This is a genomic window from Micromonospora sp. NPDC049903, from assembly GCF_044460945.1.
GTDB lineage: Bacteria > Actinomycetota > Actinomycetes > Mycobacteriales > Micromonosporaceae > Micromonospora.
On sequence record NZ_JBITKL010000016.1, the window covers coordinates 1 to 25186 of the forward strand.

Sequence of the window (25186 nt, forward strand, 5' to 3'; positions counted from 1 at the left end):
CCCTCATCATCGGCTACCTCATCGCCCTCACCTGGTGGGCAATCCACCTCACCGCCCACACCCTCCGACTCGCCTTCCCCGGCCTCAGGACGATGATCAAGCGAATCACCGACAGCCAGCACACGACGTAACTGACAGCCGAGGCACCAGACTTGCCAGCCACCGAGACACTCCCCCCATTACGGCGATACGGGCTGCCCCCGGTTCAGTTGGCTCGCCGAGCGCCGAGTTGGGCTGCACCAACGCGGCCCGACTCACCACGGAACTACGTGACCTGGGCTTCGCCACCTGGCCAGTATCGACCGCGGCGATCACGACATCCGTCATCAGGCGCTGTTCCTTGATTAGGAGTTAAACCATTCGTGAGACACAGCCGTTAGATCCACAGGCTCGGCCTCTGAAGCCAGAGAACGTATCTGAGTTCCTGCCAGGCTTCACAGGCTAATCGGCACAATAAGCCTTCATGATCCTCCCGTAGCTCGCCGAGCCCATCAGCGCCCGGCGAGCTACTTGCGCATAGACAGTCGATGAATTCAAAGAAAGGAGCGCCGCTCGATGAAGGCGAACCCGCACCACCAAAAGAAGACTCCCTCAACCAAACAGGAAAGAGCTTATGCCAGAATTGCAACCAGATTTTCCGAATGGACCCACCCGGGACTACAATTGCGATGGCAATTCGGAAACCACGGTCACGGCACCATCAGGCGAACTGCGCATAATCATCCCACCGGACCCACCGGAATTCGGACCAGCCGCCGCGCTCGCCCTGATACGCCTACTTGTCGCGGTTCACCGTAAACGCACGGAACGCCCCGACCACCCCTCGGAGGAAACATGACGATAGACGCGGAACGCCTTGGGCGTAATCTCGCGAGGCTCGGCTTCGACACACCGAAGCTGAGCTTCGCCTTCTATGGCCGAGTGTCGACGGAGGACAACCAGGACCCGGAGTCGTCCCGGGGATGGCAACTGTCGCTGGCCACCAATCTGATCGCTCCGCGCGGCGGGGTGGTCGTCGAGCAGTTCTTCGACGTCGGACACTCCCGGGCACTGCCGTGGCAACGCCGCCCCGAGGCGAAAAGGCTGCTCGCCGCGCTGCGCGACAAACAGCGCGGCTTCACCGCTGTGGTGATCGGTGAGCCCCACCGCGCCTTCTACGGCAACCAGTTCGGGCTGACCCTGCCGCTGTTCCACCACTACAGCGTCCAACTCTGGGTGCCCGAGGTCGGCGGACCGATCGACCCGGACAACGAGGCACACGACCTGGTCATGTCGGTCTTCGGCGGCATGAGCAAAGGCGAACGCAACCGGATCAAGGTCCGGGTGCGCACCGCCATGGCCACCCAAACCCTCTTTGAAGGCCGCTACCTCGGTGGCCGGCCACCCTACGGCTACGCCCTCAAGGATCTCGGCCCACACCCCAACCCCGGCAAAGCCGCCCAGGGCAAGCAGCTCCACGGGCTGACCCCGGACCCGCAGTCCGCACCCGTCGTCCGGCGGATCTTCGCCATGTACCTGGCCGGCTACGGCATGTTCGCCATCGCCGAGGCACTCACCCGCGACGACATCCCCTGCCCCTCCGCCTACGACCGCGCTCGCAACCGTCACCGCAGCGGCATCGCTTGGTCCAAGACCGCCATCCGCGTGATCCTGACCAACGCCCGCTACACCGGCCGACAGGTCTGGAACAAGCAACGCACCGATGAAGTGCTCCTCGACGTCGACGATGTCGCCCTCGGTCACATCGCCGTCATGCGATGGAACAACCGCGACCAGTGGCTGGTCTCCAAAGACATCGTCTACGAACCTCTGATCGACCAGACGGACTTCGACAACGCCCAGCAGATGCTGACCAGACGGGCCCGAACGGCAACCTCACCGAAACGGGCACACCGCTCCCGCCACCCCTACATATTCAAAAGCCTGGTCTTCTGCGGCGTCTGCGAACGGAAAATGCAAGGCCAGCACTCCCACGGCGTCGCCTACTACCGCTGCCGGTTCCCCCAGGAATACGCGCTGGCCAACCGGGTCGACCACCCCCGCAACGTGATCCTGCGAGAAGAAACGCTCATCAACCCACTGGACACCTGGCTCGTCGGCGAATTCGGACCACTCCAACGCCGCCACACCGCCGCCAAGATCCTCAATCAACTCACCCTCGGCATACCCACCGCCATACCAGCGACTCCACTGGGACCAACGGTCACCGAATGCGACGCCAAACTCGACCGCTACCGAGCAGCCCTCGACGCAGGCGCCGACCCGGCCGTCGTCGCCGGCTGGATAGCCGAAACCCAGGCCGAACGCCTCCGCGCCGAGCAACACCAGCAGACAGCGACCACGGCCAAGGCCCCAGACAAGGCCAGCCACCTCACCGAGAACGAACTCCTCGCCATCATCGACGAACTTGGAGACCTGGTCACCGCACTGCGAGACGCCGACCCCGAACACAAACTGGAGGTCTACCGCAACCTCGGCCTCCACCTGACCTACGACCCGCAAACACAAACGGTGCGGGCAAGTGTTGACCTTGCCGCGCACCGTTGGGATTCGGTTTGTGTCCGAGGGGGGACTTGAACCCCCACGCCCTATACGGGCACTAGCACCTCAAGCTAGCGCGTCTGCCATTCCGCCACCCGGACTTGCTGTGTCCAGCCTACCGCGTCAGCCTCGGCGATCCATCACCAGGAGGCCGCCCAGTGGGCCGCACGGGGAGTTACTGTACACGCCGCCGGTGGATCATGCACATCAGCATCCCGCGACCGATTCCGGCCGATCTGACCAGCCCTGGCGGGGCCGTCGGTGCGGGTCCGGCTGGCGTCACGGTGCCCGTACCCGGCAGCATGGCGGTGTGTCCCAAGCTTCTCCCCTGGCCGTCGCCCAGCAGCGGGCTCTGGCGCTGCGCGGCGCGGGCAATCTCGCCGCCGCCCGTGAGCTGCTCACCGACGTGGTCGAGTCCGTGCCACCGTCGCTCGGCAAGGATCATCCGGACGCGCTGAGCACCGCGCACCTGCTGGCCAGGTTGCACCGGGAGGCCGACGATCCGAGCGCGGCGCGACGGGTGTTGGAGGAGGCGTTCGCGGCCGGGGAGCGGCGGTGGCCGCACGCCGACCCGTTGATGTTGGCGTTGGCCTTCGAGCTGGGGTCCGTCGCGGACGAGCTGGGCAACCGACACGAGGCGCGACGCAACTACACCCGCGTGGCCGCTGCCGGCCCCGCGGTGCTCGGTGCCGACCACCCGGCGGTACGTACGGCACGTGAGTATCTCGGCGACGCTGCTCCGGCTCCGCAGTCGGCGGTGCCCGCTCCTCGCCAGCCGGAACCGGCGCCCCCGCCGATGCACGGGGTCCTTAACGAGCCGACGATATCGCTCGCGGTGCTGTCGACCGCGTGGAAGCCGCACGACGCGTCGACCGCCGCCGGGTCCTTCCGCCAGTCGACGTTCCCGTTCGGCGAGGGTGCCGCTGCCTCGTCCGCTCCGGCCTCGGCACCACCGGCGTCGGCCGTGCCGCACCCTCGCACCGTACCGGGCTCGCATGCCCCTGGCGTGCCGCCGGCACCGCCGGTCGTGCCTGCACCGCCGCGCAATCCGCCGCCTCCGGTCGTGCCGGAGCCTCCGACGGTGCCGCTGGCCCGGACGGCCCTCCACGACCAGTCTGCTCTCCCGGTCGCGTCGCCGGAGGCAGCCGAGCCGACCATCGCGTTGAGGCTGCCGGTCCGCGAGAGCGAGGTTCCACCACCGCCGGTACCGCCCACCGCTGCTCACCCGGCACCGTCCGCCGCACCGACGGCGCGCCTTGCGCCCGTCGAGGCCGACGAGGAGACGAGCCTTCTCCGGATACCGCCGGCACCTGACGCCTCGACGCCGGACGATGCCGACTCGGCCCCGTCGGGCGGGTCGGCGGCGCCAACCGAACCGGGAGCGGTGGCACCTGAGCCGGCGTCATCGGCGTCGTCAGGCGTATCAGGCGAGGCCGACGATTCGGCCCTTGCAGGGGGCTCGTCCGAGCCGAGGACGCCGGTCGGGCCGGGGCCGTCGGACAAGGAGAGGTCGCCCGACGGGCAGAGGCGACCCGATGGGCAGACGTCGCCCGACGGGCAGGCGACGCCGGAGGGGAACGGCTCGCCCGGTGGGCCGCAGTGGACGCGCCCGACCGTTCGGGTCCAGCAGATCGGCCCGCTGTTGGCCGAGGAGGCAGCACGGGCTCGCCGCTCCGCCGAGACGGCATCGCCAGCCTCGGACGCGAACCCGGACGGCGCTCCGCCGAGCGACGCCCCGGTGAGTGGAGCGCCAGCCAGCGGACCCCCCTCACCACCGACGAGTGCGGTCCAGACGAACAGTCCGTTCACCGGCGGACCGCCGAGCAACAATCCGCAGATCAGCGCTCCACCGGTGAGCGGACCACCAAACAGCAGTCCGTCGATCAGCACACCACCGACCAGTGGGCCACCGACGAACGTGCCGCCGCCTCCTCCCCCGTATCCCGGTTTGACGCATCAGCCGTCGGCACCGGGATTCCCCGGCATGCCCGCCACGAGCCCGACGTCCGGGCCGCAGGATCTGACCGCGCCGCTGCCCCAGCCGGGTCCGACCAGCGGACCGACCGGTTACCCGTCGCTCAGCTCCGCGCCCCCCGGTCATCCGCCCGTCAGCGGACCGCCCGGATACCCGAGCATCAGTGGGACGACCGGCGACGGAACGGCCCACGGACCAGCCGGCCATTCACCGTCCGACTATCCGGCGACCGGTGTCTCACCTGGCTACCCCCCGGCCAGCGGAGCACCGGCCTACCCGCCACCTGGCGGACCCTTCAGCCATACCCCCGCTGTCGAGCAGTCGGGGTACCCGCAGACCGGTTACCCGGCGACCGGCGGATCGACTGCCCCTGGCCCCGTCAGCGGCCCGCCCGGCCACGTACCCGCCAGCGGCCCGCCGGGTTACGCCCCGACCAGCAGTCCACCGGCAGGTGGGCCCGGATACGCCCCGACCAGTAGTCCGCCAGCAAGTGGCCCTGGGTACGCCCCCACCAGCAGCACACCGGCGAGCGGGCCGGGGTTCGCTTCCGCCAGCAGCCCACCGGCCCATGGCCTGAGCCACTCCCCCACCAGCAGCCCACCGATCAGCGGACCCGGATGGGCTCCCGCCAGCAGTCCACCGGTCAGCGGTCCCGGGCACGCCCCGGCGAGCGGCCCTCCGGCCGGGACCCCGGCGGGCTACGGGCCGCCCGGCTACCCGGGTACCAGCACCACGCCAACGGCAGGCACGGCCGGTTACGGTCCCGGAGGCGAACCCACCCAGCATCAGCCCTACCAGTACCCGCACCAGCAGCATCCGCAAGCTGCCGCCGGACAGCAGCCGTACGACCCGGCCGGGCAGGCGACGTACCCACCCGGGCAGAGCGCCGCGTACCCGCCGCAGGGCTGGGGGCAGCCGGGTGCTGCACAGTCCACGTCGGCGGGGGGTATGGCGTTCCCGGTGGCGCAGTCGGGGTCGGGGCGGAATCGGGCGGCGATCGTGGTGGCGATCGTGGCCGTGGTGGTGGCGGTGGTGGCGGTGATCGGGCTCGGGGTGTTGATCATGAGTGACCGGCAGGCGGCGTCGCCGACGGCGCCGGCCGAGTCGGCGGCGGCGGATCCGGGTCCGCCGCCGACGGGGTTGGAGTTGCGCGATGATGCGGCCACGATCAGGTTGACGTGGACGGATCCGTCGGACGGGTTGGTGCCGTTCATGGTGGCTGGTGGGCGGGCCGGGCAGGCGTTGGGGGTGCTGGCCACGGTGGGTCAGGGGCAGACCAGTTACACGGTGAACGGGTTGAATTCGCGAGTGGACTACTGCTTTACGGTGTTGGCGGTGTACGGGACGAACGAGTTCGCGACGTCCAGTCAGGTGTGTACGACGCGGGAGTCGGGCGCAGGTCAGAACTGAGTGTTGCTCGCGGTCGGCGGGTCCGGCGGGTCCTGGTGGGACAGTCGGGGCGGGACACGCCGACGACACGCCACGCTGGGTGTTCATCGGCGGACAGCATGGGTTCCCGGGGTGCGTGGCGTGACCATATGATGGCTCCCGGTTCAGGGGAGGGGTCGCCGTCTGGGGGCGCCACCGGCCAGGACGATACGAGAGGCAGCCGGTTGTGGCGAGCACCGACGAGGCCGTTCCGACCCGTACCGCCCGATCCCGGTCGCGGATGCGCGGTGGTCTGGTCACTGTGGGGACGGTGCTGGCGTTGCTGGCGGCGATGGGTCTGACCGTGCTGGGTCTGGGCTCGGCGGACAACGCGGTGGCCAGCTTCGACGCGAGTTCGTGGTTGTGGAGTTCGGCGCGCAGCGAGTTGGCGCGGGTCAACGGGGTGACTGCGCGGGTGGACACCCGGGTGGAGGTGCCGGCGGGTCGACGGCATCCGATGCAGGTGACGCAGACGGACCGGGTGTTGGTGCTTCGGGATCTGCACACCGGTCAGATCAGCGCGTTGGACCTGGCGACGTTGCAGATCACGGCGACCACGCCGACCGCGCCGGGGCTGGGTGTGAGTGTGGCGTTGCACGAGGACGCGGCGTTCGTGGTGGACGCGGTGCAGGGTGTGGTGCGCCAGTTGGATCCGCGATCGTTGGCGCCGGTAGGTGAGCCGGTGCGGTATCCGCCGGGGATCACCGGTGGCGCGTTCGACGGTAAGGGTCGGTTGTGGATCGCGGTGCCGGCGGAGGGCACGGTCTCGGCGATCACTCCGGCGGTGCTGCCGTCGAAGTCGGCCGGCGACGCGCAGGTGGGTCCGCAGCGGGTGGAGACGTACGACGTGGCGGGGCCCAGTCACGAGTTGGTGGTCTCCACGCTGGACGACGGTGTGGCGGTGCTGGACCGTACGGCCGGGGCGTTGGTGACGGTGGTGCGGGGTGAGACGCGGCGGACCGCGTTGGCGCAGACGTTGACCGGGCCGGGCATGATGCCGGTGCGTACGAGTGGGCCGGTGGTGCCGGTGACGGTGGCCGGGCAGCGGCAGGTGCATGCGATCACCGATGCCGGTGAGGTGCGCTCGTTCACGGTGCCGGGTGAGGGTGACCGGTTGAGTCCGGCGGTGGCCTGGGCGGGCCGGTTCTATTGTGCGGACGAGGCGTCGGGCACGGTGTACGCGTTCGACGCGGCAGGCACGTTGGTGGACACCATCCGGGGTCGGTGGCGGGGGCCGCTGGACCTGGAGGTGCGGGAGAACCACCTGTTCATCAACGCGCCGGAGGCGGCGACGGCCCGGGTGGTGGACGATTCGCACCTGGTGCGGGAGGTCGACAAGTACGCCAATGACGTACTCGGTGGTGATCCGCCGGCAGAGCCTCCGCCGCCGCCTCCGCCGCCGAAGAAGCCGCAGGTGGGTAAGCCGGGTGCGCCGCGCAACGTGAGCGCGGCGGCCGGGAACGCGCAGGCGCGGGTGAGTTGGCGGCCGGCGCCGGCCAACGGCGCGGAGATCATCCGGTATGTGGTGGAGGGTGCCGGGCAGCGTCGTGAGGTGGGCGCGAACCAGCGGTCGGTGCAGATCAAGGAGTTGACCAACGGGGAGACGTACCGGTTCACGGTGCACGCGGTCAACGCCGAGGGTGCCGGTCCGACGCGGACCAGTAATCCGGTGACGCCGACGGCGGCGGTGCCGGACGCGCCGGCCAGTGTGTCGGCGCAGGCCCGCGCGGACGGCACGGTGGTGGTGAGCTGGCCTGCGGCGAACGGGCAGGGCAACCGGATCGCCCGGTACGCGGTGACGGCGATGTCGGCGGGGACCAACGCCCCGGTCGGTGAGGCGACCGGTGAGGAGTTGGTGGTCAAGGCCGGTGAGTTGGAGTACGGCACTCAGTACGCGTTCACGGTGGTGGCGGTCAACGACAAGGGTGCGGCGTCGGAGTCGTCGCCGGTCAGCGAGACGGTGGTGCCGTTCACGGTGCCGGGTGAGCCGCTGGAGTTGCGGGCCGGCACGGTCGGGGACCGGTCGGGGACGGTGTCGGTGCAGTGGGCGCCGGCGGCGGCCAACGGTCGGCCGGTGACCGGGTACGTGGTGGAGGTCGGTGAGCGGCGTACCGAGGTGACCGACACGCAGACCACGGTCAGTGACCTGGGTGACGGGCAGAACGTGACGGTGCGGGTGCGGGCGGTCAACGAGGCCGGTGAGGGTCCGCAGGCCACGACGACGGCGCGGACGGTGGCGCCGCCCCGGGTGACGGTGACGGGGTCGTCGGCGACCGCGACGTCGGCGACGGTGACGTTCACCGTGGACGCCGGTGGTGGACAGGCGACGTGCACCCTGGCCCGGTCGGGTCAGACGGCGCGCAGTGGTCCCTGTTCCAGCATCACGATGAACGGCCTGTCGCCGGGGACGGACTACACGTTCACGGTGACGGCGACGAACGCGGCCGGTGACGGTTCGGCCCGTCGGGCGCAGGAGACGGATGCGTTGTTCGGGATCGCCACCTGCAACAACGGGAGTTCCGGTGCGGAGGCGACCTACTGCGATCGGGACCGCGAGGGCCGCAACGGCAACGAGATCTTCTCGGTGCCACGGCAGGACAACGACCGGCAGGTCGGGTGGGCGCGCCCGGGGAACCGGTTGAAGGCGTACTGCCGGGTGCGGGGCGAAGAGGTGTACGCCTACATCTACAACAACGACAAGCGCAGCACCTGGTGGGTGCAGGTCGAGTACAGCGGACGCAACTACATCCCCTGGGCCTGGCTCAACCTGGAGGGTGGGGACGACATCGCCGTCCTGCCCACCTGCTGATCCAATTCGGCCGAGGAGCACCACCGTGAACAGCCACGAACCGCTCACCCAGCAGGAGGTGCAGGGTTTCGCCGCCCTCGCCGCGCGGCTTGCCGAGAACGTCAACTCGGTGGTGCTCGGTAAGCCGCAGGTGGTGCGGCTGGCGCTGACCGCCCTGTTCGCGCAGGGGCACGTGCTGTTGGAGGACGTGCCGGGGGTGGGTAAGACGACGTTGGCGCGGGCGATCGCGGCGACGGTGAAGGGGCAGTGGCGGCGGATCCAGTTCACGCCGGACCTGTTGCCGTCGGACGTGTCCGGGGTGACGATCTTCAACCAGGCGACCCGAGGGTTCGAGTTCCATCCGGGGCCGGTGTTCGCCAACATCGTGATCGCTGACGAGATCAACCGGGCGTCGCCGAAGACGCAGTCGGCGTTGCTGGAGGTGATGGAGGAACGCACGGTCACCGTCGACGGGGTACGCCATCCGGTGCCGCAGCCGTTCCTGGTGGTGGCCACGCAGAATCCGGTGGAGATGGACGGCACGTACCGGTTGCCGGAGGCGCAGTTGGACCGGTTCCTGGTGAAGCTGTCGGTGGGGTATCCGGACGAGTCGGTGGAGGTGGAGGTGCTGCGGGGGGCGACGGTGCGGTCCCCCGAGGCGCTCGCGGCGGTCACCGACACCGCCACCCTGGGCGAGATGGTGCGGATGGCCCGCCGGGTGCACATCGCCGAGCCGCTGTACGCCTACGCGGTGCGGTTGGCGGCGGCCACGCGTACGCATCCGCAGGTGCGGGTGGGGGTGAGCCCGCGTGGGGTGATCGCGTTGACGCGGGCGGCGTGCGCGTACGCGTTGATCGACGGTCGGGGCTGGATCATGCCGGAGGACCTCAAGACGTTGACCGAGCCGGTGTTCGCGCATCGGCTGTTGCTCACCCCGGACGCCCAGGTGCGTGGCGTGACCGCCGCCGACGTGTTGCGTCAGTCCGTCGCCTCGGTGCCGGTGCCGCTGCCGTCGGGGCAGCCCGCCCCGGCGACTCCCTGACCACGAGGCGTCTGTCGTGTGGATCACCGCCCGGGGAATCGGGCTGCTGGTGGCTGCGGTCGTGTTGGCCGGTGCCGGTTTCCGGTTCGCGTACCCGGAGTTGACGCTGCTCGGCGTGGCGGCGGGCGGCGCGGTCGCGGTCGCTGCGGTGACCGCCGCGCGGCGGCCGCGACTGCAGGTGCGGCGGGAGGCGGACCCGGATCGGGTGGGTCGGGGTGACCCGGCGGCGATGACGGTGACGGTCCGCAACGCGGGACGGTGGGGTGCGGCGAACCTGCTGGCCACCGACCGCTGCGGTGACCGGGTGGTGCCGGTGCCGGTGCTGCGGTTGCGCCCCGGGACGGACACCGTGGTCCGCTACGACGTGCCGACGGTTCGGCGGGGGGTGGTGCCGGTCGGGCCGCTGCGGGTCACCCGCCGTGATCCGCTGGGTCTGGTGGTGCTGGCCCGCTCCTACGGCGACAGCGTGCCGGTGTGGGTGTACCCACGGATCCACCCGCTGTCGGCGGTGCCCACCGGTGTCGGTCGCAGCCTGGACGGACGCGTCGACGCGGTCCCGCACGGCTCGATCACCTTCGACTCGTTGCGGGAGTACGTGGTGGGCGACGAGTTGCGGCGGGTGCACTGGCGCACCAGCGCCCGGGTGGGTGAGCTGATGGTGCGGGAGAACGTGGACACCAGTCTGCCGCGGATCGTGGTGCTGGTGGACAACCGTCTCGCCGCTCATCCGGACCGGGTGGACGGGGTCGCCGAGTCGTTCGAGTCGGTGTGTGAGGCGGCGGCGTCGGTGGTGGCTGCCGCCGTCCGGGAGGACCTGCCGGTGGTGCTGCTCTTCGTCGCCGCACCACCGGCGGACGTCGAGGACGACGGTGCGGTGGGGCCGCTGGACCGGTTGGCGGCGGTGTCGCTGCAGATCGAGGGCACGGTGCAGCAGGCGGCGGCACGGCTGCGCCGCGACCGCCTCGGCGACACCCTGGTCGTCCTGACCGGCCCCGGTGGCCGCGAGGACCTGGGGCACGTCGGCGCGCTGCGTGGGGCGTACCCGTCGGTGGTGGTCGGGGTGTTCGGCGCGGCGGAGGCGACACCGCCGGGCGCGGCCGGGCTGGTGGTCGTCGACGCGGCCGACGGCGCCGCGTTCGCCGCCGAGTGGGACGGGGTACGGCGGTGGTGAGCCGGCTGCGGGCCGTGCCGGTGCCGCTGGCCCTGGTCACCATGGTCACGCTGGCCGGGGTGGTGCTCGGCCGGGTGTACGCCGACACGCTGCTGACCCTGCTGGTGGCCGGTGCGGCCCTCGGGTCGGTGCTCGTCAGCGTGGTGGCGCGGCGGTTGCCGTCGTGGCTGGTGGCGCCGGTGTCGGTGCTGGCGATGGCCGGATACACCGCGTGGTGCCTGCACCTGTCGGCAGGCCGGGCGCAGCTTCCGGGCGGTTTCGCGGAGATCGTCGGCGACGCCGCCCGTAACGCGATCCCCCGGTTGTTGACCGCGATGATCCCGGTGGAACCGACCCCGGACACCGTGCTGCTGCCGGTCGTCGCCGCATGGCTGACCGGGCTGGCCGGCGCGGAGGTGGCGGTGCGGGCCGGACGGGTGCTGCTGGGCTACCTACCGCCGGTGCTGCTCTACGCCGGTGCCGTCTACGTGGTGGGGCCCAACGCCGCACCGGCGATCGGCGCGACGGTGGCGCTGGTGACGGTCGCCGCGCTCGGACTGGCCGTCTCCGGCAAGGAGGCCGGCCTCGACCCGGTGGCGGCACTGGCCCCGGAGGTACGAGCCCGGGTGCGGCTCCGGTTGGCCGCCGCCTCGGCGGCCGGCACCGCCGTGGTGGTGGCGATGGCGGCGGTGCTGGGCCCGGCGGTGGCGGCACTGGTGGACACCCGACCGGTGGACCCGCGACGGTACGTGGAGCCGCCGCAGGTGCAGACGTTGGACGAGAACCCGCTGATCCGCATCTCCGGCTGGGCACTCAACCCAGAGCAGCAGTTGTTCCAGGTGTCCACCGAGCGGGCCGACGCCACCGCACCGCCGGAGGGGGTGCGGATCCGGTTGGCGGTGCTCAGCGACTACGACGGGGTCACCTGGCGGGTCGGCGCCACCTACCGCAACGCCGGACGGATCCTGCCCGCCCCCGACCCGTCCCCGAACACCACCGTGGACACCCTCCGGCAGGACATCACCGTCGGTGAACTCAGTGGACGACTCCTACCCGCAGTCCCCACACCTGTCGAGGTGTCCGGAGCGCGGGTGGCGTACGACCCGGCCACCGGCACCCTGATCCGTCCCGACGGGCTCTCCCCCGGACTGCGGTACACGGTGACCTCGGCGCGGGAGCGCCCGGATGTGAACCTGCTGGCCACCGCGAACACACCGGCCGGTGACGAGGTGGCACGGGTGCTGCACGTCGCCGACGGAGTGCCGGACCAGCTACGGCGATTGGCCGCCCAACTGGTGGAGGAGAACGGCGCCCCGTACGCGCGGGCGGCGGCGATCGAGCAGTGGCTCGCCGAGCACTACCGGCTGGTCGCTGACGCCCCCAGTGGGCACGCGTACCCGAATCTGGGGTTCTTCCTCTTCGGGCCGCGTAACGCCGGTGGGCAGCGCGGCACCTCGGAGCAGTTCGCCGCCTCCTTCGCGGTGTTGGGCCGGTTGGCGGGGTTGCCGACGCGGGTGGTGGTCGGATTCGCCGCGCCGGGTGCCGGACCGGTGCGGGCCGCTGACGCGTACGCGTGGCCGGAGGTGCTGTTCGAGGGGTTGGGGTGGGTGTCGTTCGATCCGCTGCCCCACCCCGACGAGGAGCCCCGTCCGGTGGAGGAGGACTTCCGGCCGCAGCCGGAGGATCCGCCGCCGTCGGAGCAGCCGGAGCCGACGCTGGAACCGACCGCCTCACCCCCCGCACAGGCAGCCCCGGGCGGGCCCGAGAACTCGGGTGGGGTGCCGAGGTCGGTGCTGGCCGCCGGCACCACCGGTGGGCTGCTGCTCGTGGTGGTGGGCGTGCTGGCCACGCTGGCGGTGTTGCGGCGGGCGCAGACCCGGGACCGGTTGTCGCGGGGTGACCCCGGCCAGCGGATCGTCGGCGCCTGGCGGGAGCTGACCGACGCGTTGCGGCTGGCCGGGCAGCCGGTGCCCGCCGACCTGTCCGCCAGCGAGGTCGCCGCACGCGCCCGACAAGCCCTGACCGATACCGAATCCAGGGCCGACACCGAACTCAGGGCCGACACTGCACGCGGACCCGACGCCGGAATCGGAGCCGACATCGCGCAGGCGTCCGGTCACGGGACCGGGGCGACCGGTCCCGTGGCGACCGGACACAGCGAGGGCGGGCCGACGGATCCGGCCTGTGCCGCCGTCGACGACCTGGCGCGACTGGTCAACCAGGTCGGGTTCGCTCCCGGTGCGGTCACCGAGGAACAGGCGGCGGCCGCCGCCGATGCCGCCGGGACCTACACCAGCCGACTACGGGCCGGACGGTCCCGGTGGCGGCGGCTGCTCTGGTCGGTGCACCCGGGGCCGTTGCGCTGGCACCGCTGACCCTCGGGCGGCGCTACCGGTCGGCGGCCCGCAGCCGACGCACCAGTTTGCGCAGCCCGGACTGCCACCCATCGGGGTCCTCGGCACGACGACGGGCGTAGTCGGCCACCTCGGGGTGCGGCAGGATCAGGAACCGCTCCTCGGCCATCCCGGCCACCGCCGCCGCAGCGACGTCGTCCGGGCTGAGCACCACACCGGAAGCCGCCGTCACCCGCGCGCCCAGGTGCCCGGCGGCCAGCCCGTCGGCCAGCATCGGCGTGTCCACGCCCTGGGGGCACAGGGCACTGACCCGGATGCCCTGGTCGCGGTAGGTCACCGAGAGCCACTCGGCGAACCCGACGGCGGCGTGCTTGGTCACCGAGTACGGTGCGTCGCCGACCGCCGTCAGCAGCCCCGCCGCCGAGCAGGTGTGCAGCAGGTAGCCGCTGCCCCGGGCCACCATCGCCGGCAGCACCGCCCGGGCCGCGTAGACATGCGCGAGCACGTTGACCTGCCACGCCCGCTCCCAGACGGCGGTGTCGACCTCCACTCCCCCGCCGGTGGTCACCCCGGCGTTGGCGCAGAACACGTCGATGCGGCCGTGGCGGCCCTGCACGTCGGCGACCAGGGCCCGTACCTGCTCCTCGTCGGTGACGTCGACGGTCACCGCGTACGCCTGCGGACCGACCGACGCCGCGACGGTGTCGGCGGCGGCCCCGTCGACGTCAGCCAGCACCAGCGCGGCGGCACCCTCGGCGGCGAAGCGGCGGGCCAACGCCGCCCCGATCCCCCCGGCCGCGCCGGTGATCACCGCGACCCGGTCGGTGAGGTTCACGCCGCCTCCGCCCCCGCGTCGGGGCCGAGCCGGGCCACCAGCGTGGCCAGCGCCGCCGGGTCCCCGGCGGGCACCTCCGGCGTGGGCAGCAGCGCCAGCACCGGTACCTGCACCCCGGCCTCGGTGTAGCGGCGCACCTGGGCCCGGCACCGCTCGGGCGAGCCGTGCACGATCAACGCGTCGACCACCTCGTCCGGCACCGCCGCCAGCGCGCCACGCCGGTCCCCGGCCGCCCAGGCCCGCCACATGCCCTCCAACGCCTCCTCGCGGCCGAGCCAGCGGTGAAACGCCGCGTACGCGGGCACGGTCAGATAGCTGGTGATCATCCGCCGCCCCAGGGCACGGGCGTAGTCGACGTCCTCGGTCGGGCACACGAAGATCCGCGCGACCACGTCGAACTGCGGCCGCCGCTCACCCAGCTCGGCCACCGCCCGAGGCACGTCGGTGGCGGCCAGCCAGTTCAGGATCACCCCGTCGGCCTCGGCGGCGGCCAACCGCAACATGCCCGGCCGTAGCGCGGCCAGCAGCAGCGGCGGCGGCACCAGCGGCGGCCGTTCCAGCGTGAAACGGCGGACCGCGAAGGTGTCGAAGTCCCCGTCGACGGTCTCCCCGCGCAGCGCGGCCCGCAGGAACGCCAGCACGTCCCGGGTCCGCCGCAGCGGCTCGGTGAACTCCACCGCGTTCCAGTCGGTGACCACCACCGGCGACGACGCGCCGATGCCGAGGGCGAACCGGCCGGGAGCGACGTCGGCGAGCGCGGCGGCGCTCATCGCCAGCAGGCCCGGCCCCCGGGTGAACACCGGCGCGATCGCGGTGCCCAGCCGCAGGCGGGGCTGCCACGCCGCGGCGAGGGCCAGCGGGGTGAACGCGTCGGCGCCGTTGACCTCGGCGGACCACACGTCGGTGAAACCGGCGTCGGCCAGGGCCGCGTACATCGCGGCGTGGTCGGCGAGCGGGATCGCGCCCAACGGCACCGTCATTGCCCATCGCGTCGTCATCGGTCGATGGTGCCCGCTCCCGCACCCGCCGAGCAAGATCTGGTCGGCTTCCCGGAATACCCCGCTGAGCTGCCCCGCACGGTGCTACGACAGCAGGATGAGCTGGACCGGCGTACGAGACGGCCGACCGTGACGCGTTTCGCCGGTCGGCTGGAACCGGTGTCCCAGCCCGGCCGGGCCACGTTCCTGGAACTCTTCTTCGACCTCGTCTTCGTCTTCGCCCTCACCCGCATCTCCGCCCGCACGTTCGAGGACCTGGCACTGGAACCCGGAGGCGCCTCCGGCTGGACCCCGGTGACCGGCGGGCTGAAGACACTGCTGCTGCTGCTCGCGCTCTGGGCGCTGTGGCAGAACACCGCCTGGGCGACCAGCCGCTACGACCCATACCACGGCGGGGTGCAGCTGATCGTCATGATCGCACTGGTCTGCAGCATGGTGATGGGCGTGGCCATCCCCCAGGCGATCACCGCCTCCGGGCTGGCTTTCGCGGTCGCGTACGTGGTGGCACAGGTCGCCCGCCCACTGATCCTGCTCGCCTACGGCACCCCCGAACGGGCCCTGAAGGCCCGCACCGCGATCACCTTCACTGCCTCCGGCGTGCTGTGGATCATCGGCGCGACACTGCCGGTGAACCTGCGGGTGATCCTCTGGACCAGCGCGCTGAGCCTGGAGTACGTCTCCGGCCGGTACGGCTACCCCGTACCCGGGCTGGGCCGCTCCACGGTCTCCCGCTGGGACATCTCCAGCGAACACCTCGCCGAGCGCTACCAGCAGTTTTTCCTCATCGCCCTCGGCGAGACCGTGCTGGTCGCCGGCTTCTCCTACAGCGACGGCCCCTACCCACCGTCACAGACCGTGGCATTCGCGCTGGCACTGGCCACCTCGATCCTGCTGTGGCGCATCTACGTGCAGCGTGCCGGCCAGATCCTCGCCGAGGCGGTCGCCCACGCCCGGCAACCGGCCGGCATCGGCCGGTCCGCCGCCGACACGCACCTGGTCATGGTGATCGGGCTCACCGCCACCGCCGTCGGCTACGAACTGGCCATCCAACACCCGCTCTACCACCCCGAACCCGCCTGGATCGTCATGATCCTCGGCGGTCCGGTGGTGTTCCTGCTCGGCCGTGCCCGCTTCGAGTACGAGGTGTTCCACCGCGTCTCCGCACCCCGCTGGATCTCCGCACTGCTGCTGACCGCCGCCGTACCGCTGGCCGTACACCACCCGCCGGTCTACTCGCAGGTGCTGGTCCTCGTGGTGCTCGGCGTGGTTGCCCTCACCGACTCCCTGCGGGCCCGCAACAAGGCACCCGAACCAGCCGCCCCACCCTTCTGACACCCCGGCGGCCGGCACCGGCAACACGGCCCTGACCAGCGCTAACCTGGCTGTCGTGACCTTCTCGCTCGTCGCCCGCTCCACCGACGGCCGCACGCACGGCATCGTCGTGGCCAGCCGCTTCCTGGCCGCCGGCGCCCTCGTCCCGGCCGCCGAGGCCGACCTCGGCGCGATCGCCACCCAGGCACACGTGAACCTCGCCTACCGGCCGCAGGGACTGGCCCTGCTGCGCACCGGCGTACCCGCCGGCCACGTCGTCGCCGGCCTCGTCGCCGCCGACCCGGAACGCGACCACCGGCAACTCGGCGTGGTCGCCGCCACCGGCCCCGGCGCCACCTGGACCGGCCCGCACTGCCGCGACTGGGCCGGCGGCCAGGCCGGCGACGGCTGGGCCGCCCAGGGCAACATCCTCACCGGCCCCGAGGTGATCGACGCCCTACGCGACACCTGGCTCACCGGCACCGACCTGCCCTTCGCGCAACGCCTGGTCGCCGCGCTGCGCGCCGGCCAGACCGCCGGCGGAGACCGCCGCGGCCAGCAGAGCGCCGCCCTGCTCGTGGTCCGAGAAGGCAGCGGGTACGCCGGCACCGGCGACGTCGCCATCGACCTGCGCGTCGACGACCACCCGGACCCGATCACCGAACTGGAACGGCTGCTCGCGCTGCACACCCGCATGTTCAGCCGCCCCGACCCGGCCACCCTGCTCACCCTGGCCGGCGCCCTCGCCGCCGAGGTCGCCGGACTCCTCACCGCGCTCGGGCACCCGGCCGACCCGACCGAGCCGGAGGACGCCCTGGTCGCCTGGGCCGGGATGGAGAACCTGGAGGAACGCCTGGTGCCCGGCCGCATCGACCCGGTCGTCCTGGCCCACCTGCGCACCGCCGTCCCGCACGTCCCGGCACCGCGCTCCCCCGCCTGACCGCGCCTCGCTCGTTCGTGCCTCTTGGTTGTTAAGGGGTGTCCATGCAGATGATCACGCTCGATCCAGGATCGAGTGATCTCCTGGCGCGATGGGAACCACTCGATCCCGAATCGAGCGTGATCTTGATTGGCCAGGCTGTCTGGGACACCACCCTGGTTTCGTTTCCGCCTGGTCGGAATCTCGTTCGGTATACGACCGGTTGCCAGGAAGACTGGCACCATGAGCAGACGGCACTTCGTCTTCCTGGACCCCGACGGGATGGCCGGCGGGTGGCTCTATGCAGTCGTGGAGGCCCGGACTGGCGTGTTCTACCAGCATCAGTACGGCGGTACAGCGTGCCGACAGGGGCAGGTACAGGGCTTCCTCGTTCCGGTGGCAAGCGCCGACGCTTTGGACGCATTTCGCCAGTTGTTCGAGAAGGACTTCCGTGGGGCTGGCACGGGAAACTACTCATGGCCGGACGAGGAGCGAAACAGACTCCGCCAGATCATCGGCGGCATCTCTTACTGGGCGTGTGATGGACACAGCGAGAAGCCGCACGCCCTGCGGCTGGACGAGAGCCGGATCCGCGAGGCGGACGAGGCATGGCTGCCGGTGATCACTCCGGACGGCCCTGGTGTGCTCGTCTGGCTCAACTCGGATTGAGCAGCGCTCACCGACTGCAACACAGGCCCTGCCAGAGACCGGCGCCCCGCCCTTCGCCGCTTCGGAATAGGACGAGAGCGCCGGGTCCGGCCGGCAGCCGGCCGTGACGCCCGACGACGACCGGCCGGTCCGGCTGCTCCTGGACCGTTCCGCACTGTTGGCCCACGTCGCCGGCTCGGTGCACGTCGGCGAGCCGCTGCACGAGGTGATCGAGGATCGCAACCGGTTCGGTGTCACGCCGTCACCGCAGCGGAGGCATTCGCCGCGTCGACGACTCGAAACGACCGTGCCGCACTCCGCCGACTCCTGGCCGTCGACGCGTGCGTCGTGCTGCCGACCTCCGGTGATTCCTGGCAGGAACTGAGCTACTGGCGCACGTTCACCGGCCGGATCGACCTGGCCACCACCGTCATGGCCAGCTTCGACCATGACGCCTCGATCCTCACCCGCGAGGACCGGTACGGCGACGGAGACCTGCCGATGGTCCCATCGCCGAGTAGCGCTATGGCGGGAGGTCGTACTGACGATTCGGCGGTACGTCTATTCCTGCTGGCTCTCGCGCCACTGCGCGTCAAGAATGACGAGCGTGACCACCGCCCTCCTTGCTGACGTGGCCGAGACGTTCGAGAGGACCAGTCGGGTCCGCATCTTCGACTCGACCGGGCCGGGTGAACCCCACCGGAAGCGGCGTGGTCGTCGTCCCGTCCTCGCCGACCAGCGTGACGCAGAGGCGCTGACTCACCTGCGGACGGCACTGGCGCTACGGCCCGACACCGCGGTCATGGACTGGATGCAGTGGCCCGATCTCTGGCTCGAACTGCTCGGACCCGACGATGGGCGGTTGGCGGTGATCGGATATCTCCGCCCCGACTGGCTGAGGTGGGAATCCGACGGTGACCTTGAGCTGCGAGACCCGACTGCCTTCATGCAGTGGTTGACTCACTGGGCCCCCGCAGCAGCGACGACTACCGCCGGCTGACTCAGCACCTCGCGCCTTGATCCGAACGGGAGACGACCGCACGCCATCTATGTAGACGGAGTCTACGTAGATTGGATCTACCTAACTCCGGCCGAAGGAGAGCAGCCGCAGCCCCGCGCTGTCGAGCAGGGCCTGTTCGGCGGCGCTGCGCGGGCTGCGGCCGGTGGCCTTGGCGATCAGGGTCATCCGGTCCCAGCCCAGTTCCCCCGGGACGTCCTGCCCGCCGGTGAGCAGGTCGGCGATCACCTGCGCGGCGGCGGGGGTCAGCCAGGCCGGTCGGTCCAGGGCGGCGGCCAGGTCCAGGCCGTGCACCCCGACCTCCAGCACCCGGGTACGCAGGAACTCGGTCACCGTCATCGCGTCACCGTGCCGGGTGCGCACCACCCGGTCCGGCGGGTACGCGTCGACGGCCGCCACCGTGGCCCGCCAGGCGCGGTCGAAGTCGGCGGCCGCCCGGGAGGCGCTGTCGAGGTCTCCAGAGGCTTGCGCGGAGGCGATCCGGTCGGCGTCGACCTGTGGGGTGAACTTGGCCGCGCCGAAGTACTCGGCGGCGTCGACACGTGCCTGGGCGGGTGCCGGGCCGGCCAGCATGTCGGCCAACCGGCCGACGCCGGTGTGGACGTGCGCCAGCAGTTGCGCCAGGTTCCAGGGCGGGCAGTCGGTGGGGCGGGTCAGATCCGCGTCGTCGAGGATGGTGAGCACCTCGCTCAGCCGGGCGCACTCGTCGGCGAAGGCGTCGCGGACCGGCTCGAACAAGTCGACGGGCACGGGTCAGCCCTGGTGGCGGGGGACGATGCGGTGCACGGAGGCCAGCACGAGGGCCATCACCACGCCCATCGTGCCGACGATCCCGGCGGCGCTGCCGGCGTACCCGAGGAACAGGGGGCGGCGGCCGAGTGCCTGCGGGGGTGTGCCGCGGACGCCGATGAGCCACCAGAGGGCCAGGGCGCAACCGGCGATTACCAGGAGGCCGCCGACGCCGAGCAGGGTGGCGGTGAGCCGGTGCGCGTCGCCCGGTTCCACCTCGGCCTGTTCGCGTTGGGTGACCAGCAGCAGGAGTCCGGCCAGGGCCGCCCAGACGCCGACGACGAGGTACGCCGCGACGGCGTCGCTGGGGCGGTGCCAGCCGGCCGACAGGGTGGCGACTCCGGCGGCGGCGGCGTAGGTGGCGCCGATGACCGCGCCGAGGGCGCGGACCCGGGGTGGCAGCACCAGCACCAGGGCGACGGCCACGGAGGCGGCGACGGTGGTGTGGCCGCTGGGCAGGCTGTTGCCGACGAACGCGCGTTCGGGGTCGATGCCGTAGTCGGGGCGGGCCAGGCCGTACTTGAGCAGTTGGGTGCTGACGTTGGCGCCGGCGATCAGCGCGGTGGCGGCGACGGCGAGGGCGATCCGGCCTCGGATGAGGGCGATGAACCCGATGGTGATGGTGACCGCGAGTAGGGACACCACGGACATGGCGTTGAGGATGCGGTCGACGGGTTCCTGGATGTGGTCGCGGCCGATCCGGTTGCCGGTCAGGGCCACGGTGTCGATCCATTGGCCGAGCCCGGTGTAGAGGGCCAGGCGCCACACGGCGATGAAGGCCGCCACCTGGATGAGGGCCAGGACGACGAGCCAGACCGCAGTCCCACCCCGGGGCGTCACGCGCACCCGGACAACTTAGCGGCACGGTGGGGCCGGATGACCGGTGGCCCGCCGATGTCGCAGGGATAGGTTGGGGCGCAGGTGAAGGAGGAGATGGTGACCGGTACGTCGGAACGCGACCCGGCGGCGGTGCAGCGGCCGGAGTCGTTGGCCGACCTGCTCGGTGGGCGGCAGGGGGCGATCGACGCCACGGTACCTCCGCTGGCTTTCACCGTGGGGTGGCTAGTGGCCGGCCAGTCGGTGCGCGTCGGTGTCGCGGCGGCGCTGGTGGCCGGAGCGGTGGTGGCCGGGTGGCGGCTGCGGCGCGGTGACCGGCCCCGGTCGGTGGTGATCGGGTTGTTGGCCGTCTGTGTGGCCGCGCTGGTGGTGGTGCGTACCGGGCGGGCCGAGGACTTCTTCCTCGTGCAGTTGCTGGCCAACGCGGCCAGTGCCCTGGCGTGGGCGGCCAGCATCGTGCTGCGGTGGCCGCTGCTGGGTGTGGTGGTGGGCACGGCGTTGGGTCAGCGGGGGCGGTGGCGGCGCGATCCGGCGTTGCTGCGGGCGTACGGGCGGGCCAGTTGGGTCTGGACGGCGACCTACGTGTTGCGGCTGGCGGTGTTCGTGCCGCTGTACCTAAGCGGGCAGGTGTTGGGTCTGGCGGCGGCCCGGGTGGGGATGACGTGGCCGTTGGTGGCCGCGGCGTTGGCGGTGAGTTGGGCGGTGATCCGCCGGTCGCTGCCGGCCGGTCATCCGGGGGTGCGGCATCCGGTGGTGCCGGAGGCGGGCGCGGAAGCGGCGTCGAGCGCCGGGGCGGACGGTAAAGAGCCCGCACAATAAGGGAGAGGCCGCCACGGGGGGAGCGGCCTCTCCGGTGATGTACGTTACTCCGTCCCGGGCCGGGTTGTGATCCCGGGGCGGTCACTTTTTTCCGCGATCTGCGTACCCGCCCTCACGATCGGGGCGGTGGGGTGGGTCGACCGCTCCGCTGCGTCGGCCAGAGGGGCCGACCCACCCCGGCCTGACCGTGGGTGTCAGGCCGTCATTCGGCCGGTACCTGCCTCTACCCCCGAGGCCCGGCCGAGACCTCCGGGTGGGTCACCGCCCACCCGGAGGAGTTTCGGTCAGCCGTTGGGGAACAACTTCCCGTAGTCGGCGTACGCCATGGCGATGTCCGCCTGTGCCCAGAACCGGTGGTAGCGGAACTCCGGCTCCGGCCCACCGTCGAGGTATGCCTGGACCTTGGGCCACGCCGGGTCGTTCTTGTAGAACGACCGGATGTCCAGGAAGCTCTTGCCCGGGGCGATGGCGTCACCGTTGGGCATGCGCCCGCTCCATCCCTGCGGGATGTAGAGGCCCTGCCCCGTGGAGGCGTCGTAGACGTCGTCGAAGCGGCGGTAGTCGCCCCGCTTCTCCACCGTCGAGACACCCTGCGCGTCGCTGTTGGCGTGCAGGGCGTCCAACAGGCCCTTGGCGGTGGTCTTCGCCGCCGCGTTGCCCGACTTCGCCGCGTACGCGATCAGCGTGCGGGCGTAGGCGGCGGCGACGCCGACGTCCTGGCCCTTGACCGTCACCTCGACGTGCAGGTTGGTGTTGGGCTGCGGGTTGTTCGGGTTCCAGGTGGTCGGCTGTCCGCTCCACGCCATGTCCGACGGGATGGACCAGTTGGCACCCAGCGTGGTGTTGGCGATCGCCCACGGCACCCACTTGTCGAGCAGCGCCTTGGCCTTGGCGTTGCCGCTGACCAGGTACAGCTCGGCGATGCGCTGCATCGACCAGGCCTGCATGCCGAACCACTGGTTCGACGGCGGGTCGTTGTAGACCGGGTCGACGTCGTAGAACATGCCGTAGAAGGTGGACGTACCGGCCGGCGGCGTGCCGTAGTGCCCGCCCCAGCTGTTGGTCGCGCCACCGGCGATGCCGCCCTCGGCCGACTGGAGCCAGGTGTAGAACTCCAGCTGCCGGTTGAGGCTGTTGGTCCAGTCCGCCGCCGCCGTGGACGAGCGCGGCTTGAGTTCGTTGACGTTGGTCAGCGCCCACGCCGCGAACGGGTTCTGGTAGCCGAAGTGGCTGTGGCTGGAGCCGATGCGCCACGACCAGTTCTGGCTGGTCTCGTACGCGCCGCCCCAGGCGTAGTACCAGGACAGCAGGTAGTGCGCGGAGTCGCGGCCGCTACCGGCGGGGCACTGGCTGGCCCCGACGCAGTTGCCGATCCGCTTGAAGTACTTGTCGAACATGGCGTACCGCAGGTAGTCGCCCATCTTGGCGGCCTTGGTCACGGTGGCCGCCACGTCGGCCTGCTTGTTCTGCTCCTTGGCCCAGGTCAGCGCCCAGTAGGCGGCCTGTACGGCACGGGCGTCGGCGTCCGGGGCGTTGGTGTACTTCCACTGCCGCGCCGGGGCGTTGGACTCCTTGACGAACAGGTCGAGGTAGCCGTACTGGCCGCCGTGGCGGAACGTGTCGCAGGACGGCTGCGGCACGGTCTCCCACACCGACTCCTGGGTGCCCCGCTGGAAGGTGTTGATGTACGCCGGCCGAGTGGTGCCGTCGCCGCAGCGCCCGAAGCCGTAGGTGTTGTCGACGTCGAGCAGCCAGTGCATGCCGTAGATGTCGCCGGTGCCGTAGGACTGCTGCAGCTCCGAGCGCAGCGGGTCGCGGCCCACCGGGACCGAGGTCTCCAACTGCGACGGGTACTGGTTGGGCAGGTCGTGCTCGGCGGCGTAGCTGGCGTCACCGGCGGAGCCGGCGGTCGGCTGGTCGGCCGAGGACGGGATGATGTACTTCTCCATCACGGTCCAGGCGTTGTTGAACGGCGCCCAGTTCTGGGTCACCCGCCCGTAGTACGCCTCCAGCCACAGCCAGAAGCTGAACGCCTCGGAGGTGGTCTGGTGGCCGTGGTCCGGCGCCTCGACGATCAGCGTCTCGATCGAGTGGTACGGCACACCCTCGGGGCTGAAGTAGCCCGAGTTCTTCATCTTGCCGTACTGGGCGAGGAACCGCTCCACGTACTCGCCGTCGCCGCCACCGGGCACGTCGTTGTCGATCTCGGTGGCGGTGATCGCCAGCGGCGCGTAGCCGGTGGCCGAGGCGGTGATGGTGGCGGTGCCGCCGACGGTGTCGGCGTCCTCCGCCGCCGCGACGGTCACGGTGACGCCGGTGCTCCAGTTGCTCGGAGTCAACGTGACCGTGGACGGGGTGACGCTGATGTCCGAGTCACCGGTGCGCGCCAGGCTCACCGCCACGTTCGAGGTGGGCGCCCGGTCCAACTTGAGGTTGAACGTCGAGGTGCCGCCCTCCGGCACGCTGACCGACGTCGGGGTGGCGACCAGCGCCGGCCCGGTGGCCGCGGTGACGGTGAAGGACCGCTCGGCCACCGCCGAGAGGTTGGCGTTGTCGTACGCCCGCGCCTGCACCGTGTACGCACCGGCCGGCAGGTCCTCCAGCGTGTACGCGTACGGGGCGGTGGTGTCGGTGTTGACCAGCAACCCGTTGCGGTAGAACTCGACCTTGGTGATGGTGCCGTCGGCGTCGCTGGCCGTGGCGGTCAGCGGCACGTCGGCCGGGGCCACGAACGGGCCGGCGGGCACCGACAGGCTCACCGTCGGCGGCTGCTGCGGCACGCCGCCGCAGGTGACCCCGTTGACCGAGAAGGACGTCGGCTTGGGATTGCTGCCGCTGTAGGAGCCGTTGAAGCCGATGGTGGTGCTGGCGCCGGTGGCCAGGTTGCCGTTGTACGACTCGTTGACGGCGGTGACCTCGTTGCCGCTTTGGGTCCAGCGGGCCGACCAGCCCTGGGTGACGCGCTGGTTGCCGGGGAAGGCGAACTTCAGCGTCCAGCCGGTGATCGGGTCACCCAGATTCTTGACGGTGACGTTGGCGGTGAAGCCGTTGCTCCAGTCGTTCGTCGCGTAGACCACGTCGCAGGCCGGTGCGGCCTGTGCGGCGGCGGCGGGGACGGTCACCCCGCCGATCGCCAGCGCCGCGGCGGCGAGCCACGCCATGCGCCGACGTCTTGCCAGATTCTTCATCTGCGCGGTGTCTCCTCGGACCAGGCCGGGGACGGTGCCGCCCCGGCGCGACGCCACGCCGACAGGGTGTCCGCGAGGCGCCAAGTGGATGGTGGTCTCTCTGTCGGCACGAGGCCGGGAGCGGCGGGGGCGCCGTCGCACGACTGCTGCTCCCCGCTGCGATCAGGACGCCGTACCGGACAAGCCGGGCTGCCCTCGGCAACCTGCACTCACGCGTATCTGGCTCCACGCGGTCGATCGACAGTCTGCCATGGAAGCGCTCCCAGATCCAGCACAGGAACTTCCGGAAACACCGGCTTGTTTCGATCTCGTTTTGGGGCTTTCACAAAGCCGTGACGGGCGTTACAGTCGCAGCAACGTCGATGGGAGCGCTTCCATCGACAAGGTTCCAAAAAGAAGATCACCCGGGGCTGTGCCCACAGCGCCGGGGAGTAGACCAGAGGCCGACGGCGGGCCAGCCCGGACACCGCCGTCAGCCGCCGCCCCACCACAGTGGAGGGAGGTGGACCTCAAGCCACTCGCGTGGCCCGGCTCCCGCGCGACACG

Annotated in this window: 18 protein-coding genes, 1 tRNA gene and 1 pseudogene; 13 read left to right on the plus strand and 7 right to left on the minus strand. The window is 71.2% G+C overall.

The genetic code is table 11. The features are described from left to right. The first annotated feature begins 834 nt into the window (after nt 1-834). On the plus strand, nt 835-2577 hold the full coding sequence (locus ACIBO1_RS22100; RefSeq protein WP_396749441.1) for a recombinase family protein: 1743 nt from the start codon (nt 835-837) through the stop codon (nt 2575-2577). Here ACIBO1_RS22100 and ACIBO1_RS22105 read toward each other — a convergent pair. Beyond that, a tRNA-Leu gene (locus tag ACIBO1_RS22105) sits at nt 2559-2642 on the minus strand. The genes ACIBO1_RS22100 and ACIBO1_RS22105 overlap by 19 nt on opposite strands. A 209-nt stretch (nt 2643-2851) precedes the next feature. Between ACIBO1_RS22105 and ACIBO1_RS22110 the strand changes: the two are divergent. Further along, a pseudogene (locus tag ACIBO1_RS22110) lies at nt 2852-3025 on the plus strand (hypothetical protein); the annotation flags it as partial. Between the two features lie 737 nt (nt 3026-3762). Here ACIBO1_RS22110 and ACIBO1_RS22115 read toward each other — a convergent pair. Beyond that, nucleotides 3763-4431, minus strand: coding sequence for a hypothetical protein (locus ACIBO1_RS22115; RefSeq protein ID WP_396749753.1), 669 nt, complete (start codon nt 4429-4431; stop codon nt 3763-3765). Nucleotides 4432-5476: 1045 nt separating this feature from the next. On the opposite strand from ACIBO1_RS22115, the gene ACIBO1_RS22120 reads away from it, so the two are divergent. From ACIBO1_RS22120 to ACIBO1_RS22140, 5 genes are all read left to right on the plus strand, one after another. Continuing rightward, nucleotides 5477-5926, plus strand: a complete 450-nt coding sequence (locus ACIBO1_RS22120; RefSeq protein ID WP_396749721.1) for a fibronectin type III domain-containing protein — start codon at nt 5477-5479, stop codon at nt 5924-5926. A gap of 259 nt (nt 5927-6185) precedes the next feature. Continuing rightward, complete coding sequence (locus ACIBO1_RS22125) at nt 6186-8753, plus strand: fibronectin type III domain-containing protein (protein WP_396749724.1); 2568 nt, start codon at nt 6186-6188, stop codon at nt 8751-8753. A gap of 25 nt (nt 8754-8778) precedes the next feature. After that, a complete protein-coding gene (locus tag ACIBO1_RS22130) occupies nt 8779-9774 on the plus strand; it encodes an AAA family ATPase (RefSeq protein WP_396749443.1) in 996 nt (331 codons plus the stop codon). Between the two features lie 16 nt (nt 9775-9790). Then, a complete protein-coding gene (locus ACIBO1_RS22135) occupies nt 9791-10945 on the plus strand; it encodes a DUF58 domain-containing protein (protein WP_396749445.1) in 1155 nt (384 codons plus the stop codon). A 41-nt stretch (nt 10946-10986) separates the two neighbouring features. Beyond that, a complete protein-coding gene (locus ACIBO1_RS22140) occupies nt 10987-13299 on the plus strand; it encodes a DUF3488 and transglutaminase-like domain-containing protein (protein WP_396749726.1) in 2313 nt (770 codons plus the stop codon). A gap of 13 nt (nt 13300-13312) precedes the next feature. On the opposite strand, the gene ACIBO1_RS22145 is transcribed toward ACIBO1_RS22140, so the two are convergent. Together ACIBO1_RS22145 and ACIBO1_RS22150 are read right to left on the minus strand one after the other, a co-directional pair. Continuing rightward, complete coding sequence (locus ACIBO1_RS22145) at nt 13313-14113, minus strand: SDR family oxidoreductase (RefSeq protein ID WP_396749447.1); 801 nt, start codon at nt 14111-14113, stop codon at nt 13313-13315. Beyond that, the gene (locus tag ACIBO1_RS22150) at nt 14110-15093 is read right to left on the minus strand and encodes an LLM class F420-dependent oxidoreductase (RefSeq protein WP_396749728.1); all 984 of its coding nucleotides are present in this window, start codon (nt 15091-15093) and stop codon (nt 14110-14112) included. The genes ACIBO1_RS22145 and ACIBO1_RS22150 overlap by 4 nt, the downstream gene beginning before the upstream one ends. Nucleotides 15094-15117: 24 nt before the next feature. Here ACIBO1_RS22150 and ACIBO1_RS22155 point away from each other — a divergent pair, with 24 nt between their 5' ends. From ACIBO1_RS22155 to ACIBO1_RS22175, 5 genes are all read left to right on the plus strand, one after another. Beyond that, nucleotides 15118-16443: a low temperature requirement protein A gene (locus tag ACIBO1_RS22155; protein ID WP_396749450.1), complete on the plus strand. Its 1326-nt coding sequence runs from the start codon at nt 15118-15120 to the stop codon at nt 16441-16443. A 55-nt stretch (nt 16444-16498) separates the two neighbouring features. Then, nucleotides 16499-17362 carry a DUF1028 domain-containing protein gene (locus tag ACIBO1_RS22160; RefSeq protein WP_396749452.1) on the plus strand — a complete coding sequence of 288 codons (864 nt, stop codon included), beginning with the start codon at nt 16499-16501 and terminating at the stop codon, nt 17360-17362. A 222-nt stretch (nt 17363-17584) separates the two neighbouring features. Continuing rightward, nucleotides 17585-18010 (plus strand): DUF6210 family protein, encoded by a 426-nt coding sequence (locus ACIBO1_RS22165; protein ID WP_396749455.1) that lies wholly within the window; start codon nt 17585-17587, stop codon nt 18008-18010. Nucleotides 18011-18337: 327 nt separating this feature from the next. After that, on the plus strand, nt 18338-18619 hold the full coding sequence (locus tag ACIBO1_RS22170) for a hypothetical protein (RefSeq protein WP_396749457.1): 282 nt from the start codon (nt 18338-18340) through the stop codon (nt 18617-18619). Continuing rightward, the gene (locus ACIBO1_RS22175) at nt 18597-18989 is read left to right on the plus strand and encodes a hypothetical protein (RefSeq protein WP_396749459.1); all 393 of its coding nucleotides are present in this window, start codon (nt 18597-18599) and stop codon (nt 18987-18989) included. Before ACIBO1_RS22170 ends, ACIBO1_RS22175 begins: the two co-directional genes overlap by 23 nt. Nucleotides 18990-19070: 81 nt before the next feature. Here ACIBO1_RS22175 and ACIBO1_RS22180 read toward each other — a convergent pair whose 3' ends face one another. Beyond that, on the minus strand, nt 19071-19757 hold the full coding sequence (locus ACIBO1_RS22180; RefSeq protein ID WP_396749461.1) for a maleylpyruvate isomerase N-terminal domain-containing protein: 687 nt from the start codon (nt 19755-19757) through the stop codon (nt 19071-19073). A 3-nt stretch (nt 19758-19760) separates the two neighbouring features. Then, complete coding sequence (locus tag ACIBO1_RS22185) at nt 19761-20642, minus strand: phosphatase PAP2 family protein (RefSeq protein WP_396749464.1); 882 nt, start codon at nt 20640-20642, stop codon at nt 19761-19763. A gap of 87 nt (nt 20643-20729) precedes the next feature. Between ACIBO1_RS22185 and ACIBO1_RS22190 the strand changes: the two genes are divergently transcribed. Then, complete coding sequence (locus tag ACIBO1_RS22190; protein WP_396749730.1) at nt 20730-21452, plus strand: DUF3159 domain-containing protein; 723 nt, start codon at nt 20730-20732, stop codon at nt 21450-21452. 284 nt (nt 21453-21736) lie between these two features. Here the strand turns inward: ACIBO1_RS22190 and ACIBO1_RS22195 are convergent, their stop codons facing one another. Then, nucleotides 21737-24640, minus strand: coding sequence for a glycoside hydrolase family 48 protein (locus ACIBO1_RS22195; protein ID WP_396749733.1), 2904 nt, complete (start codon nt 24638-24640; stop codon nt 21737-21739). Nucleotides 24641-25186: the final 546 nt, after the last annotated feature.